Annotated in this window: 15 protein-coding genes; 8 read left to right on the top strand and 7 right to left on the bottom strand. The window is 56.4% G+C overall.

Features of this window, described 5'->3' with window-relative positions; translation table 11 throughout:
• Positions 1-17: 17 nt before the first annotated feature.
• A complete protein-coding gene (gene ribF, locus JS46_RS07805) occupies positions 18-941 on the bottom strand; it encodes a bifunctional riboflavin kinase/FAD synthetase (RefSeq protein WP_033749435.1) in 924 nt (307 codons plus the stop codon).
• A gap of 317 nt (positions 942-1258) precedes the next feature.
• On the opposite strand from ribF, the gene rpsT reads away from it, so the two are divergent.
• Positions 1259-1522, top strand: coding sequence for a 30S ribosomal protein S20 (gene rpsT / locus JS46_RS07800; protein WP_033749434.1), 264 nt, complete (start codon positions 1259-1261; stop codon positions 1520-1522).
• A 128-nt stretch (positions 1523-1650) separates the two neighbouring features.
• Here rpsT and nhaA read toward each other — a convergent pair whose 3' ends face one another.
• The 3 genes from nhaA to dnaK all read right to left on the bottom strand — a co-directional run bounded on the left by nhaA (position 1651) and on the right by dnaK (position 6153).
• Positions 1651-2823: a Na+/H+ antiporter NhaA gene (gene nhaA, locus JS46_RS07795; RefSeq protein ID WP_033749433.1), complete on the bottom strand. Its 1173-nt coding sequence runs from the start codon at positions 2821-2823 to the stop codon at positions 1651-1653.
• Positions 2824-2996: 173 nt separating this feature from the next.
• The gene (dnaJ, locus tag JS46_RS07790) at positions 2997-4142 is read right to left on the bottom strand and encodes a molecular chaperone DnaJ (RefSeq protein WP_033749431.1); all 1146 of its coding nucleotides are present in this window, start codon (positions 4140-4142) and stop codon (positions 2997-2999) included.
• A 100-nt stretch (positions 4143-4242) separates the two neighbouring features.
• Positions 4243-6153: a molecular chaperone DnaK gene (gene dnaK / locus JS46_RS07785; RefSeq protein WP_033749430.1), complete on the bottom strand. Its 1911-nt coding sequence runs from the start codon at positions 6151-6153 to the stop codon at positions 4243-4245.
• Between the two features lie 64 nt (positions 6154-6217).
• On the opposite strand from dnaK, the gene JS46_RS07780 reads away from it, so the two are divergent.
• From JS46_RS07780 to JS46_RS07765, 4 genes are all read left to right on the top strand, one after another.
• Positions 6218-6553 carry a hypothetical protein gene (locus tag JS46_RS07780; RefSeq protein ID WP_152560683.1) on the top strand — a complete coding sequence of 112 codons (336 nt, stop codon included), beginning with the start codon at positions 6218-6220 and terminating at the stop codon, positions 6551-6553.
• 147 nt (positions 6554-6700) lie between these two features.
• Positions 6701-7111 (top strand): N-acetyltransferase, encoded by a 411-nt coding sequence (locus tag JS46_RS07775; RefSeq protein WP_033749427.1) that lies wholly within the window; start codon positions 6701-6703, stop codon positions 7109-7111.
• 24 nt (positions 7112-7135) lie between these two features.
• Entirely contained in the window at positions 7136-7825 is a 690-nt protein-coding gene (locus JS46_RS07770) for a PAS and helix-turn-helix domain-containing protein (protein ID WP_033749426.1), read from the top strand.
• 20 nt (positions 7826-7845) lie between these two features.
• On the top strand, positions 7846-9144 hold the full coding sequence (locus tag JS46_RS07765; RefSeq protein WP_033749425.1) for a cytosine permease: 1299 nt from the start codon (positions 7846-7848) through the stop codon (positions 9142-9144).
• A gap of 19 nt (positions 9145-9163) precedes the next feature.
• Here the strand turns inward: JS46_RS07765 and JS46_RS07760 are convergent, their stop codons facing one another.
• From JS46_RS07760 to tal, 3 genes are all read right to left on the bottom strand, one after another.
• Positions 9164-10465 carry an MFS transporter gene (locus JS46_RS07760; protein WP_033749424.1) on the bottom strand — a complete coding sequence of 434 codons (1302 nt, stop codon included), beginning with the start codon at positions 10463-10465 and terminating at the stop codon, positions 9164-9166.
• Positions 10466-10575: 110 nt separating this feature from the next.
• Entirely contained in the window at positions 10576-11163 is a 588-nt protein-coding gene (mog, locus tag JS46_RS07755; RefSeq protein WP_033749422.1) for a molybdopterin adenylyltransferase, read from the bottom strand.
• A 115-nt stretch (positions 11164-11278) separates the two neighbouring features.
• Positions 11279-12232, bottom strand: coding sequence for a transaldolase (gene tal, locus JS46_RS07750; protein WP_033749420.1), 954 nt, complete (start codon positions 12230-12232; stop codon positions 11279-11281).
• 207 nt (positions 12233-12439) lie between these two features.
• On the opposite strand from tal, the gene yaaA reads away from it, so the two are divergent.
• The 3 genes from yaaA to JS46_RS07735 all read left to right on the top strand — a co-directional run bounded on the left by yaaA (position 12440) and on the right by JS46_RS07735 (position 14959).
• The gene (yaaA, locus tag JS46_RS07745; RefSeq protein WP_033749418.1) at positions 12440-13216 is read left to right on the top strand and encodes a peroxide stress protein YaaA; all 777 of its coding nucleotides are present in this window, start codon (positions 12440-12442) and stop codon (positions 13214-13216) included.
• Positions 13217-13636: 420 nt separating this feature from the next.
• Positions 13637-14230: a fimbrial protein gene (locus tag JS46_RS07740; protein ID WP_033749417.1), complete on the top strand. Its 594-nt coding sequence runs from the start codon at positions 13637-13639 to the stop codon at positions 14228-14230.
• A 51-nt stretch (positions 14231-14281) separates the two neighbouring features.
• The gene (locus JS46_RS07735; protein ID WP_369799147.1) at positions 14282-14959 is read left to right on the top strand and encodes a molecular chaperone; all 678 of its coding nucleotides are present in this window, start codon (positions 14282-14284) and stop codon (positions 14957-14959) included.
• Positions 14960-15004: the final 45 nt, after the last annotated feature.

The raw sequence follows: 15004 nt of genomic DNA, 5'->3' as shown, positions 1-15004 counted from the left end.
TTCCGTATTTTGCGGGGTTAAAGCCCAAAGAAGCGCCGGGCGGTTACCACATCTTTCGCAATTTGTTCTTTCAACGCCTCCAGTGAGGCAAAGCGCTGCTCGTTACGTATCTTATGCTTCAGCACCACATCAATGTGCTTTCCATACAGATTGATATTGATGTCAAGCAGGTGAACTTCAAGCTGCTGGCGCAATCCTTTTACCGTCGGTCGCGTGCCGATATTAGCGACGCCGGGAACGGGCGCGCCCAGGCCGAGCACTTCCACCGCATACACGCCTTTCACCGGCGAGACGATGCGGCGTAAAGGGAGATTCGCGGTAGGAAAACCGATGGTGCGTCCCAGTGCATCGCCGTGCACGACGCGGCCAGAGATACTGAAAGGATGGCCCAGCAGCGTTTGCGCCAGCGCTAAGTCGTCATCGGCCAGCGCCTGACGCACGGCGGTGCTGCTGATGCGCTTGCCGCCGTCGCAGAAGGTTTCGGTGCTGACGACGTCAAAGCCGTACTCGGCACCCGCCTTCTGTAATAACAGGAAATCGCCCTGACGACCAGCGCCAAAGCGGAAATCATCCCCCACCGCCAGGTACTTAACGCCCAGCTTATCCACCAGCAGATCGGTGATGAAACACTGCGCCGACTGCGCGGCGAAGCGGCGGTCAAAGCGCACGCAGAGCACGCGATCGACGCCCGCCTCCGCCAGGAACTTCAGCTTCTCCCGCAGGCGCGTCAGGCGCGCCGGCGCTTTGTCGCCGGCAAACAGCTCAAGCGGCTGCGGCTCGAACAGCATCACCATCACCGGAAGCTGGCGTTTTCGTCCCTCTTCGCACAGGCGCGCCATCAGCGCCTGATGGCCGCGATGCACGCCGTCGAAGTTACCAATGGTCAGGACGCAGCCGCGATGCTGCTCGTTTAGATTATGAATACCGCGGATAAACTTCATGGCTGACTCAAACCGGTGGAAATCGGCGGATTATACCCTTGAAACCGGCTAAGGTTAACCCGTAGCCACACCTTTCCTGCGCAGAAGGCGCCATTTATCAGGGCCCGACGCATGCCGCCCGTTTATCCGAGAATTTTGTTGGGAAAGGCTGTATTCAACGAGGGGAAGCTGGTAGAATCTTGCGCCATCAATTACGTAACCGGGCGTGGTTTGTAAAACGACGCTTATTTGCACAAATCCATTGACAAAAGAAGGCTCAAAAGGCATAGTCCTCGGCCTTTGATTTGTCCATATAGAACACATTTGGGAGTTGGACCTTGGCTAATATCAAATCAGCTAAGAAACGCGCCGTAACATCTGAAAAACGTCGCAAGCATAACGCGAGCCGTCGTTCTATGATGCGTACTTTCGTTAAGAAAGTATACGCGGCGATCGCAGCTGGCGACAAAGCTGCTGCGCAGAACGCATTTAACGAAATGCAACCGATCGTGGACCGTCAGGCTGCTAAAGGTCTGATCCACAAAAACAAAGCTGCACGTCATAAAGCTAACCTGACTGCTCAGATCAACAAAATGGCGTAAGCCTTTGTTCATCGCTTTGTAAAAAGAACCGGCGCTTAGCCGGTTTTTTTTCGTCTTAAGCAAGCGCCTGCTTCAGGCAAGCGCCCTGATCCAGACGCAGCCCGAAGTGGCACTCTTGAAGACTCACGCTAAGCCGTTCGCTGCGCCAGACGCCGTCCCAGAATCACATATCCCGCTACCGCAGAGAGAATCGATCCCAGCAGAATACCGAGCTTCGCCAGCGTAATAAGCTGCGGATTGCTCTCGCCGTAGGCCAGCGAGGCGATAAAAATCGACATGGTAAAGCCGATACCGCACAGCACACCGACCGCGGCGATATCCGCCAGGCGGGTATTATGCGGCAGCGTTGCCAGCCTGAATTTCACCGCCAGCCAGCAGAAAAGCGTGATGCCCACGGGCTTGCCGATCAGCAGTCCTGCGACAATCCCCAGCGGCAGCAGCGAGAAGATATCCCCAGCGTGCACGCCATCCAGCGACACGCCTGCATTAGCGAAGGCGAACAGCGGCAGGATCAGCCAGCGCACCCAGGGATGAAGCGCATGCTCAAGATGAATGGCCGGCGAATGGCCCTCCTGCTTTTTCAGCGGGATCAGGAAGCCTACTACTACGCCCGCCAGCGTCGCGTGCACGCCCGATTTCAGCACCGCGGTCCACAGCACCATGCCCACCAGCAGATAGAGGCCGGTATTGCGCACGTTCAGTAAATTCATCGCCGCCAGTACCACAATCGCCAGCGCGGCGACGCCCAGCGCGGCCATCGACAGGTCGCTGGTGTAGAAGAGCGCGATAATCACAATCGCGCCGAGATCGTCGATAATCGCCAGCGCCATCAGGAAGATTTTCAACGCCGACGGTACGCGGCTGCCGAGCAGCGCGAGGATGCCCAGCGCGAAGGCGATATCGGTGGCGGTGGGAATCGCCCAGCCGCTGCGCGTAGCCGCATCCGCGCCGTTAAACGCCAGAAACAGCAGCCCCGGCATCAGCATGCCGCCCAGCGCCGCAATCAGCGGGAAAATGGCCTGCTCGCGCTTCGCCAGCGCCCCCATCACCATCTCTCGCTTCACCTCTAAGCCGACCATCAGGAAGAAGAGCGCCATTAGCGCGTCATTGATCCACAGCAGCAGGTTCTTGCTGATATCGAGCGATCCAAAGCGGAACTCGACCGGTATGGCCAGCAGGTTCTGATAAGCCTGCTGGGTGCCAGCGTAGTTCGCCAGAAACATCGCCAGCGCAGCCGCCAGGATAAGCACGACGCCGCTTGTGGCATCATTCTGTAGCCATTTTCTAAGTTTAATATTCACGTTATCTCCCGACTCATTACCTGTGCTATTCCAGAGCAGCGGCTATCATAACAGTTAACAACCGTTGTTCGGTTATTAAAAGATCTATTTACGGAACTTTAAGCTCTATGCGGCGAAAACAGCATAAAAAAAGCCAGCGACTGAGCGCTGGCTTTATGCTTACCGGATACGGATTAGCGGGTTAAATCATCAAAGAACTTCTTCACGCCGTCGAAGAAGCTTTTCGAACGCGGGCTGTTGTTCTCGCCGGTCGGACCGCCGAAGCTCTCTTCCAGATCGCGCAGCAGCTTTTTCTGCTTCTCGTTCAGGTTGACCGGGGTTTCCACCACCACGCGGCACAGCAGATCGCCAACCGCGCCGCCGCGCACCGATTTCACCCCTTTGCCGCGCATGCGGAACAGCTTGCCGGTCTGGGTTTCAGCCGGGACTTTCAGCTTCACGCGTCCGTCCAGCGTCGGCACTTCGATCTCGCCGCCCAGCGCCGCCATGGCAAAGTTGATCGGCACTTCGCAGTAAAGATTGTTATCTTCGCGCTCGAAGATCGGGTGTTTCTTCACCGATACCTGAACGTAGAGATCGCCGGCCGGCGCGCCCTGCTCGCCCGCTTCGCCTTCGCCGCTAAGGCGAATGCGATCGCCGGTATCGACGCCTGCGGGGATTTTCACCGACAGGGTTTTCGATTTCTCGACGCGTCCGTGACCATGGCAGGCGTTGCACGGATCTTTAATCACCGAACCGCGGCCGTGACAGGTCGGACAGGCCTGCTGTACGGTAAAGAAGCCCTGACGCATCTGCACCTGGCCTGCGCCGTGGCAGGTCGGACAGGTTTGCGGCTGAGAGCCCGCCTTCGCACCGCTGCCGTGGCAGACGTCGCACTCCTGCAGCGTCGGGATGCGGATCTCTTTGGTCACGCCGCGCACCGCTTCTTCCAGCGTCAGCTCCATGTTGTAGCGTAAATCGGCGCCGCGCGCTGCGCGTTGACGACGACCGCCGCCAAAGATATCGCCGAAGACGTCGCCAAAGATATCGCTGAAGTCCGCGCCGCCGCCGCCAAAGCCGCCGCCGCCGAATCCACCGCCGCCCATGCCGCCCTGTTCAAAGGCCGCATGACCGTACTGATCGTATGCCGCGCGCTTCTGCGCGTCGGTCAGGATTTCGTAGGCTTCCTTGACCTCTTTGAATTTGGCTTCCGCTTCTTTGTCACCCGGATTGCGGTCGGGGTGAAACTTCATCGCCAGGCGTTTATACGCCTTTTTAATTTCACGTTCGTCTGCGGATTTGGAGACGCCTAAAATCTCGTAGTAGTCACTCTTCGCCATTTTTAGCCCTTAACATGCTCGCACGGGCGTGGAGAGATCTCCTACGCCCGTGCTGGTTTCAACGGCTGTCAGGCCAACCGTCGCGCCCGGTCAGGGGCAATTATTTTTTGTTGTCTTTCACTTCTTCGAATTCAGCGTCGACCACGTCGTCGTCTTTCTTCGCAGAAGCGTCGGCTGCATCCGCGCCGCCTGCCTGCTGTTGCTGCGCTGCTTCCATCAGCTTGCTGGAAACCTGCATCAGCGCCTGCATTTTAGCGTCGATCGCCTCTTTGTCTTCGCCTTTCAGCGCGGTTTCCAGCTCGCTCAGCGCAGACTCGATTGGCGCTTTGTCTTCAGCGGAGAGCTTATCGCCCGCTTCTTCCAGCTGCTTACGGGTGCTGTGCGCAATCTGGTCGCCCTGGTTACGCGTCTGCACCAGCTCTTCGAACTTACGATCCGATTCAGCGTTCGCTTCAGCATCGCGAACCATTTTTTCGATTTCGTCCTCGTTCAGACCGGAAGAGGCTTTGATGGTGATCTTCTGCTCTTTGCCGCTGTTCTTGTCTTTCGCCGAAACGTGCAGGATACCGTCCGCATCGATATCGAAGGTGACTTCGATCTGCGGCATGCCGCGCGGTGCTGGCTGAATGCCGTCCAGGTTGAACTGACCCAGCGATTTGTTATCGCTGGAGCGCTTACGCTCACCCTGCAGCACGTGAATGGTCACGGCAGACTGGTTGTCTTCAGCGGTTGAGAAGACCTGGCTGTGCTTGGTCGGTATCGTGGTGTTCTTGCTGATCAGCGAGGTCATCACGCCGCCCATGGTTTCGATACCCAGCGACAGCGGGGTCACGTCCAGCAGCAGCACGTCTTTGACGTCGCCCGCCAGCACGCCACCCTGTACCGCAGCGCCGACGGCGACCGCTTCGTCCGGGTTAACGTCTTTACGCGGCTCTTTACCGAAGAACTCAGCCACTTTGGACTGCACCATCGGCATACGGGTCTGACCACCGACCAGGATCACGTCGTTGATGTCGGAGACAGAGAGTCCCGCATCCTGCAGCGCGACTTTCAGCGGCTCGATAGAGCGGCTGACCAGATCTTCTACCAGCGACTCGAGCTTCGCACGGGTCACTTTGATGTTCAGGTGTTTCGGACCGGTTGCGTCCGCCGTGATGTACGGCAGGTTAACGTCGGTCTGCTGCGCAGAAGAGAGCTCGATTTTCGCTTTCTCTGCCGCTTCTTTCAGGCGCTGCATCGCCAGCGGATCGTTGTGCAGATCGATGCCCTGATCTTTCTTAAATTCTGCGACCAGATAGTTGATCAGACGGCTGTCGAAGTCTTCGCCGCCCAGATGGGTGTCACCGTTGGTGGCCAGAACTTCAAAGGTTTTTTCGCCGTCAACTTCGTCGATTTCGATAATAGAGATATCGAAGGTACCGCCGCCCAGGTCGTAAACCGCGATGGTGCGGTTGCCCTGGCCTTTATCCAGACCGTAAGCCAGCGCGGCTGCGGTCGGTTCGTTGATAATACGTTTTACTTCCAGACCTGCGATACGGCCGGCGTCTTTGGTCGCCTGACGCTGCGCATCGTTAAAGTAGGCCGGAACGGTGATAACGGCTTCGGTCACCGGTTCGCCGAGGTAGTCTTCAGCGGTCTTTTTCATTTTTTTCAGCACTTCCGCAGAGATCTGCGGCGGCGCCATTTTCTGACCTTTTACTTCCAGCCAGGCGTCGCCGTTGTCGGACGAGGTGATTTTATACGGCATGATTTTGATATCACGCTGTACTTCTTCGTCCTGGAAACGACGGCCGATCAGACGCTTGATAGCAAACAGCGTATTCTGCGGGTTGGTCACTGCCTGACGTTTAGCCGGCTGGCCCACCAGAGTTTCGCCATCCTGCGTATAAGCAATAATTGAGGGCGTGGTGCGATCGCCTTCGGCATTCTCCAGCACGCGCGCTTTACCGCCGTCCATGATCGCAACACAAGAGTTGGTTGTACCCAGGTCAATACCAATAATCTTACCCATCTAAACGTCTCCCACTTAAATTCTTTGTCAATTTGGGTTGTGAACCCTTAATGCGGGCGCTTTGTTGGCTTTCAACCGCCATTACTCGCTTTTTTTCCCGGGCTCACAACGCTCGATGACAACTAAATGGGGCCGCTTCGAAGCGCATCAAGGGTTAAAAGAAAATTTTTTTTCGCCGCCGGCTTTTCTGCGCCGTTCGCGCTTCGCGCCTTTGGCTGCGCAAAGAAAAAAGCCGCGCAAAGCGCGGCCTGTTGAACAGCATGTTGATTCAGTGCAGTGTGAAGCGATCGGCTCAGCGAAGGAGCCGAAGAAATATATTGTCGTTATTATTGCAAAGCTAACTTGTTTTCTCTTTTCCCTGATGTCGGCGAATAGTCGCGTTGCCATAACCATCAAATAACTGGCCCTATGATAATATTAAGTGGCTTAAATCACAGGGGGGATATTATCTCTTGCGTCCGAACGAACCTCATGGTAATAATGGAAATTCCGAGCATTTTACATCCCCTCAGCTCTTTTCAAATTTTTATCATATGGACATTATTATATGGAAATAAAGATCGGCCATATTGAGGATCGTCAGACTGAAGAATATATTATTCAACAGCTCTGGCAGCATAATAGCCGCTTCGCCGACGTTAATATGAAGCCGCTCAACGTTATATTATATGACGATGAACAACATATTCAGGGCGGGCTGCTGGCGCACACCTGGTTCGGCACGCTGGATATTCACTATTTATGGATCGACGAGGCGCACCGCAAGCACGGCACCGGACGCGAGCTGATGCAAAAAGCCGAAGAAGAAGCGCGCCGCCGCGGCTGTCATATGGCGGTGGTGGATACCTTAAGCTTTCAGGCGCGCGGCTTCTACGAGAAGCTTGGTTATCGTGTCTACGGCGAACAGGATGGCTACGCACAGCGCTTTGCCCGTTATTATCTGGCAAAAAGATTATAATCCGCACCTAATCAGCGAGGCGCTATGGGCAGCCCATATCGCAGTATCGACGATTTTCTTGCCGCCTTTGCTACCACCATGGATCTATTACCTACGCCATGGGGTTTTAAAGATGCGGCGTCACAACATCTCTATATGAATAGCGCGGCGCGCTTATATACCGCTACGCCTAAAAATTATTCTTTAGAGGGAAAAAAAGATAATGAGTTTCCCACGCCCTGGAGCGATTGCGCCGATGAGTTTTGCGAGCATGACGAAAAAGCCAGAACGCTGAAAGCGTGCGTCGCCGTTATAGAAACGCATTACTGGTATGGGAAAAACTATCTCACTCCTTTTATCAGCGAAAAATACCCGGTCTTTGATAGCCGTAACGTTTTTCTGGGCTGTATCTGGAACGCGCGTCCGGTGGAAAGTATTACCGCACTGACGTTTATTCATCCGCAAAAGAGCTCAGTGCTGAACACTCAGCTCGAACACCCTCTGTTTACGCCCGCCGAACTGGATGTGATTTTTCTGCTGCTCAGGCGATTCAGCGCCAAAGAGATCGCCCGGATTTACAACCTTAGCGTGAAAACCATCGGCAATCGCATCGCCACCCTCTATCAAAAAGCGGGCGTGCATTCGCTGCAGCAGTTCGAGCAGTACTGCCGCGCTGAGTCGCTGGAGAACTATCTGCCAGAGAAGCTACTCAGCAAAGGCGTCTCTTTTATTTAAACCGGCAAGGAAAACCTGTTGTGAGTAAATTTGATGACTACCCGTTGAGCCGGGTGCCCGCGGGCGAAAGGCTCTCGCTGCTTAGCGTCGCTATCGTGCATATGGGCATGCTGACCGCGCTCGATCAGTTTATGCTCGGCGCCGTGCTCGGCAACAGCATGACGCTCGGCGAAGCCTTTACCGCCATTACCCTGGCAAGCCTGCTGTTTGGCTTTCTGACTTTCGCGCTCGGCTACGCCGGGATGCGTGAAGGTCTGTCGGGCAGCCTGCTGGCGCGCTGGTGCGGCTTCGGCCGCCACGGTTCGGTTCTGATCGGTTTGCTGGTCGCCGTCAGCCTGCTGGGCTGGTTTGGCATTCAGAATGCGGTTTTCGCCCGGTCGCTGAGCTACGCCCTGGACGGCAAGCTGAGCTTCGCGCAGTCCGCCTCCTTATCGGGCGCGGTGCTGACGTTGCTGGTCGCCTTTGGCTTTAAGGCGCTGCGCTTTACCGCGCGCGTGGCGGTTCCGCTGTTTATCGCGCTGGTCGGCTGGATCTTCTGGCACGCGTTTCACGGGCAGACGGGCAGCACTATTCCGCCGGTTGCGGCCACAGAGGCCATTACCGTGAGCGCCGCCATTACCATGGTGATTGGCGGCGCCATTCTCGCCAGCCTGATGACGCCAGATCTAACGCGCTTCTCACGCAGCGGCAAAGACGTTTTCGCCATCACGATGCTGACCATTCTGGCGGGCGAGTATGGCGTTAACGGACTGGCCATTTTGATTGCGAAAGAGCTGCATACTTCTGACATCATCGCCATCATTACCCAGACGACCAGCACGCTGGGGCTGTTCGCGGTGGTCTTTTCGACCCTGCGCATTAACGACCTCAACCTTTACTCCTCTGCGCTGGGCATCGCCAACGCCACGGAAGGGCTGACTGGCTTTAAGCCCCGCTACAGCGTCATCACCCTGCTGCTGGGTTTTCTTGGCACGCTCTGCTCAGTGCTAGGTATTCTCGATCGCTTTGTCGATTTTCTGGAGCTGTTGGGCGTGATCTTCCCGCCGGTGCTGGGCGTGATGATTGTGGATTATTATCTGCTGAAGACCGATCGCCAGACGCTGGCGCAAAGCCGCAACAGCAACGCGCTGCCGGCGACTTCGCGGCTTATCGGCTGGCCAGCGCTGATCGCCAGCGTGGCAGGCAGCGCCACCGGGCTGCTGGTTGAGCGCGGCGTGCCGGTTTTCAACTCGATTATCGTCGCCTGCCTTGTTTACCTGCTTACCGCGCCGCTGATGAAGCGCGCCGCGGCGACGCCGAAAGCGGCCGCCGTCGACTAATCCCTCCTGACGCGCCTGGCTACAGGCGCGTGTCGCTCGCCAGCGCGCCCTGCCGTTCGACATTGTAAAGCCACACCCCGATCAGCAATCCGGCCAGCGCCAGCGCCAGCACGTACCAGGCCGGCGCCAGCGGCGTCAGGCGCAGGATCAGCGTAATGAAGATGGGCGTCAGGCCGCCGAAGATGGCGTAGGCAACATTGTAGGAGAAAGAGATGCCGGTGAAGCGCACCGGCGCCGGGAAGGCGCGCACCATCAGATAAGGCACCACGCCTACCACACCGACGCTCAGCCCCGCCAGCCCGTAGTTAAAGAAGAGGCCGTCGCCACCCGGCGTCTGGCTGGCGAAAAAGTGCCAGCTGCAAAACGCCAGCAGCAGCGAGCCGCCCACCAGGGTTTTCGCCGCGCCCATCCAGTCCACCAGCCATCCGGCAATCACGCAGCCCGCCAGCAGCATCACCGTCGCCAGACAGTTGGCCTGCAAACTCAGCGCGGCGCTGATGGCATGCTGTTTCTGCATCAGCGCAGGTGCCATTAAAATCACCACCACGATACAGGCGGAAAGCAGCCAGGTAAGCAGCATGGAGAGCAGCACGCCGCCTTTATGTTGAGTGAGTACGGTTTTTAACGGCAGCGTATCAGCCAGCATTTTGCGCTGCTGCATCTGCTGGAAAACCGGTGTCTCATGCAGCCAGCGACGCAGATACATCGCCAGTAGCCCAAACAGCCCGCCAAGGAAGAAGGGAATACGCCAGCCGATGCTGGCGACCGTCTGCGGCGTCATGCTGCTGTTGATGGCGGTCGCTACCAGCGAACCCAGCAGGATCCCTGCCGTGAGCCCGGCGGTCAGGGTGCCGCAGGCGAAACCGATGCGCTTTTCCGGCACATGCTCCGCCACAAACACCCAGGCACCCGGCACTTCGCCGCCAATCGCCGCGCCCTGCAGCAGACGCAGCAGCAGCATCAGCAGCGGCGCGGCGATGCCCGCCGTATCGTAGGTGGGCAGCACGCCCATCGCCAGCGTCGGCAGCGCCATCAGCAGGATGCTCAGGCTAAACATTTTCTTGCGCCCCACCTTGTCGCCGAAATGCGCCATGATCAAGCCGCCGAGCGGCCGCGCCAGATAGCCGGCGGCGAAAATCGCAAAAGTTTGCAGCTGGCGCAGCCAGTCAGGAATATCAGGCGGGAAGAAGAGTTCGCCGATAACTGCGGCGAAAAAGACGAAAATGATAAAGTCGTAGAACTCCAGCGCGCCGCCGAGCGCGGCCAGCGACAGCGTTTTGTAATCTTGTTTTTTCAGGCGATGGGCAGCATGTGCATCCATAAGCGTACAGGTTCCAGAGGTAAAGGTGGATTTGTAAATTTACGCTTACTATACCGTCCATCTTTCACTACACCAGCCTCGCCAGAGCCTATGCCTGAAATGACGAATTTTTAGTTATTTATCTGCTTTATGGCGCTTTTGGGACGAAAAGCTGCTACCACGTCGCGATGCGTTTCGACGTAAGGCCCCTCCAGCAACTGTAAACAATAGGGTACAGCAGCGAAAATGCCCGGCACTTTCACCTTGCCGTCAGCCTCTTTCACCCCTTCCAGCGTCTCTTTAATCGACTTCGGCTGTCCCGGCAGGTTCAGCACCAGCGACTGTTTGCGGATCACGCCGACCTGGCGCGACAGAATGGCGGTGGGCACAAACTGCAGGCTAATCTGACGCATCTGTTCGCCGAAGCCGGGCATCTCGCGATCGGCCACCGCCAGCGTGGCGTCGGGCGTGACGTCGCGGCGCGCCGGACCGGTGCCGCCGGTGGTCAGCACCAGATGGCAGAAACGCTCGTCCACCAGCTCGCAGATCGCCTGTTCTATCAGCGGCTGCTCATCCGGCACCAGCCGGGTTTCAGTCGTAAAAGGGGTCGCCAGCGCGCTGCTTAGCCAGGCTTCCAGCGCCGGAATGCCCTGATCCTGATAAATGCCGTTCGCGGCGCGATCGGAAACGGAGATCAGGCCAATGCGTAAAGTATCCATGATGTTGTTACCCGGGTTAACCGCAAAGCGGTAAGACAAAAGAGGAATAGCAGAGAGGATAATAGAAAGTGAGGCAAAGAGAAAACCGTGGCGGCCCGGCCGCCACGGTAACGGATTACAGCAGGTCGGCGATCATTTTCTCAAGCTTGCCCTGGTCGACGGCGAAGTTGCGGATGCCTTCCGCCAGTTTCGCGACCGCCATCGGATCCTGGTTGTGCTGCCACAGGAACTCAGATTCGGTCATCTTCGCCGGACGCGCTTTAACGTCGCCGCTGTAGCTCAGCTTACGCTCAACTGTGCCTTCGCTCTCCGCCAGCTCTTTCAGCAGCGCCGGAGAAATGGTCAGGCGATCGCAGCCCGCCAGCTCCAGGATCTCGCCGACGTTACGGAAGCTCGCGCCCATTACCACGGTTTCATAACCGTGCTGCTTGTAGTAGCTGTAGATTTCAGAAACCGACACCACGCCCGGATCTTCGTGCGGCGCATACTCTTTCTTGTCGGTGTTGTTTTTGTACCAGTCGAGGATACGGCCCACGAACGGTGAAATCAGGAACACGCCCGCTTCAGCGCAGGCGCGCGCCTGTGCGAAGGAGAAGAGCAGCGTCAGGTTACAGTTGATGCCCTCTTTTTCCAGCTGCTCCGCCGCGCGGATGCCCTGCCAGGTTGACGCCAGCTTGATCAGGATACGGTCGTTGCTGATGCCCGCGTCGTTGTAGAGTTTGATCAGGCTGCGCGCTTTGGCGATGCTGCCTTCGGTGTCGTAAGAGAGACGCGCGTCGACTTCGGTCGAGATGCGGCCCGGGATCAGCTTGAGGATTTCCAGACCAATGTTGACGGCCAGTTTGTCCGACACCAGCGAGATCAGCTCATCTTTGCTGCCGTTCTGCTCGCGCGCCCAGCTAATCGCTTCGTCGATCAGCTTGCGGTATTCAGGGATCTGCGCGGCGTTCAGGATCAGAGAAGGGTTAGTGGTGGCGTCTTGCGGCTGATAGAGCTTCATGGCTGCGATATCGCCGGTGTCGGCGACAACGGTGGTGAGTTGACGCAAGGAGGTCAGTTTGTCCGTCATGTCTGTTGTCTCTTATGTAATGTCAGGGTGAAAAAGGCTGTTGCGATAATATCATGCAGCAACCGAGGCGCAAGGTCGCCAGATGCCGTTTACGATAGCGCGAACGAATGGCTGCGATTTGCCTGTCGCTGCGGCTTTTTTGTTACACTCGGCGGCCTAACAAGTGACATTTCCCTGTAGCGACAAAGGATAACCGAGGAAGCGACTATGTTAATGGTGATCTCACCCGCCAAAACGCTCGATTTTAGCAGCCCGCTGGCGACCCAGCGCTATACCCAGCCCGCGCTGTTAGAAAAATCACAACAGCTGATTGAGGTGGCGCGCGATCTCTCACCGGCGCAAATCGCTTCGCTTATGGGCATCAGCGCCAAGCTGGCGCACCTGAATGCCGAACGCTTCAACAGCTGGCAGCCCGACTTTACGCCGGAGAATGCGCGCCAGGCGATTCTGGCGTTTAAAGGCGATGTCTACACCGGCCTGCAGGCGGAGAGCTTTAGCGAAGCGGATTTCGACTTCGCCCAGCAGCATCTGCGCATGCTCTCCGGCCTGTACGGCGTGCTGCGGCCGCTTGACCTGATGCAGCCCTATCGTCTCGAGATGGGCATTAAGCTCGCCAGCCCGGCAGGCAAAGATCTCTACAGCTTCTGGGGCGATCTGCTGACGCAGCATCTCAACGCCGCGCTGCAGGAACAGGGCGACGACGTGCTGATTAACCTGGCGTCGGACGAGTATTTCCGGGCGATTAAGGCGAAGCAGCTGCAAGGTCGCCAGGTGAAACCGGTGTTCCTCGACGAAAAGAACGGCGCGTTTAAGGTGATCAGCTTTTACGCTAAAAAAGCGCGCGGCCTGATGAGCCGCTACGTCATTCAGCATCGCCTGACCAACCCCGAGGCGCTGAAGCAGTTCGATGTAGACGGCTATTTCTTCGATAAGGCGAGCAGCAGCGAAAACGAGCTGGTGTTTAAGCGTTACGAGCAGAAATAAGCGCAGGCTTTTGCCGCCCGACTGCGCGGCGGCAAAAGCGCGCTGGATTCAGCGGCGGTGTAGCCTGGAAGCGATATTCGTGCTGGCAGGCGCGGGTATTCTCCATTTAATTAGCACCTGAGCAACAAAAGTATTAATAGAATAACCACCCTTCACACAACCTCAAAAAAATTAACATCGATATTTTATTGGCAAGCTAATTTTAAATAAAGTTAATCTCGTACAATCCTTTCATAATAAAACAGCCGTTATTTATCAAAGTTTCGCCTGTTTAATCTCGATATATAAAAAATCAGGAATACTAAGCGCCTGATAGCCCGCTCAGGAAAGCAAGGGCTATAGCTGCTTTTGAAATGTAATTAGGCAACAGGGAAAAGTTTCCCCTGATTATTTTGCATGAACTGAAAAGAGATGTTTTCAATGAAGATTAAAAACAGCGTGCTGCCAGTGTTCCTGGCGGGTCTGATGACCTCCGGCGCGGCGTTTGCGACGCCCACTGACGGAGCGTCGCCTATGCATACCAACCCGGGCGCAGAGGCGGGCACTCAAGGCGCAGGTGGCGAAGTGAAATTTACCGGCGAAATCACCGACGTCTCCTGCGAAATTTCCGCGGCAAGCAAAAGCCAGACCGTGGATTTAGGCAAATGGGCGAAGTCCTACTTTGAAAGCCGCACCGAGACCACGCAAACCCCTTTCAAGATTTCAGTGAAAAATTGCCCTCAGTCGGTCGCCAGCGTGGCCGTGCTGTTTGACGGTGATAAAGATAGCAGCGACAGCACGCTGCTGAAAACCACCGGTACCGCGACCGGCGTCGGTATCAAACTCTATGAGTCCGACCGCGCCACGCCGGTGGCCATCGGCTCGATTTCAAAACCAGTTAGCGTTACCGCCGGCAGCGGCAAAGATGGCGGTTCTGCCGACCTGAATTTCTTCGCCGATTATAAAAGCGATGGTGCAGATATCGCCGCGGGACCCGCGAACGCCACCTCTAATTTCGTCATGGTTTACAACTAATCGACGGCAGGGGAAACCCTGCCTGCGACCTCCTGAAAAAGATCACCCGCAATGACATTTTTTATTTTAAAAAAAATCAGACCTCTCGTTCTCCTGTCAGCCTCTCTGCTGAGTATCGCGGCGCAGGCGGGGATAGTGATGGGCGGAACGCGCGTCGTTTTCCAGGAAGGAAAAAAAGAAGCCACGCTGACCGTAACCAATGAGGATAAAGATACGCCTTATCTGGTGCAGTCGTGGGTTGAAAATAGCGATAACAGTAAAACGCCTGTGCCTTTTATCGTGACGCCGCCGCTATTCCGTCTCGACGCGGAAAAAGAGAATATCTTGCGTATTAATTATAACGGTCTGCCGCTGCCGAAAGATCGTGAGTCCGTATTCTGGCTAAACATTAAATCCATTGCGCCTTCTTCGCGCGATCAAAGCAATCAGCTGCAAATTAATATCAAATCTAAATTCAAACTTTTTTACCGTCCCAAAGGATTAACCGGCTCGCCCGCAGAGGCCTGGCGCCAGCTGACGTTTCGCCGCGAGGGCAATCAGCTCATTAGCCATAACCCGACGCCCTATTTCGTCTCTTTTTACCGCCTGAGCGTCGGCGGCCATGAGATTCAGCAGCCCGGCATGATTGGTCCAGGCGAAGATCGGCGCTGGACAGCCGCCGGTACCGGTCCCGTGACCTGGTCGGCGATTAACGACTTTGGCGGCACCACGCCGGAGCAGACCCGTTAATTCTCCCGATCCGCGCAGCGTAAAGCTTTCTCGAAGCGGATTGCC

Origin of the sequence: Pantoea sp. NGS-ED-1003 (genome assembly GCF_000738765.1) — a bacterium.
In the GTDB taxonomy this organism is placed as follows: Bacteria; Pseudomonadota; Gammaproteobacteria; order Enterobacterales; family Enterobacteriaceae; genus Pantoea; species Pantoea septica.
Note: the sequence above shows the minus strand (reverse complement) of the source record. Positions and strands in the feature narration are given on the sequence as shown.

Bases quoted from the DNA above. Each gene is read 5' to 3' on its own strand.
- ribF (WP_033749435.1), bottom strand. From the start codon at position 941: ATGAAGTTTATCCGCGGTATTCATAATCTAAACGAGCAGCATCGCGGC.
- dnaJ (WP_033749431.1), bottom strand. From the start codon at position 4,142: ATGGCGAAGAGTGACTACTACGAGATTTTAGGCGTCTCCAAATCCGCA.
- dnaK (WP_033749430.1), bottom strand. From the start codon at position 6,153: ATGGGTAAGATTATTGGTATTGACCTGGGTACAACCAACTCTTGTGTT.
- JS46_RS07775 (WP_033749427.1), top strand. From the start codon at position 6,701: ATGGAAATAAAGATCGGCCATATTGAGGATCGTCAGACTGAAGAATAT.
- JS46_RS07770 (WP_033749426.1), top strand. From the start codon at position 7,136: ATGGGCAGCCCATATCGCAGTATCGACGATTTTCTTGCCGCCTTTGCT.
- JS46_RS07760 (WP_033749424.1), bottom strand. From the start codon at position 10,465: ATGGATGCACATGCTGCCCATCGCCTGAAAAAACAAGATTACAAAACG.
- mog (WP_033749422.1), bottom strand. From the start codon at position 11,163: ATGGATACTTTACGCATTGGCCTGATCTCCGTTTCCGATCGCGCCGCG.
- tal (WP_033749420.1), bottom strand. From the start codon at position 12,232: ATGACGGACAAACTGACCTCCTTGCGTCAACTCACCACCGTTGTCGCC.
- yaaA (WP_033749418.1), top strand. From the start codon at position 12,440: ATGTTAATGGTGATCTCACCCGCCAAAACGCTCGATTTTAGCAGCCCG.
- JS46_RS07740 (WP_033749417.1), top strand. From the start codon at position 13,637: ATGAAGATTAAAAACAGCGTGCTGCCAGTGTTCCTGGCGGGTCTGATG.
- JS46_RS07735 (WP_369799147.1), top strand. From the start codon at position 14,282: ATGACATTTTTTATTTTAAAAAAAATCAGACCTCTCGTTCTCCTGTCA.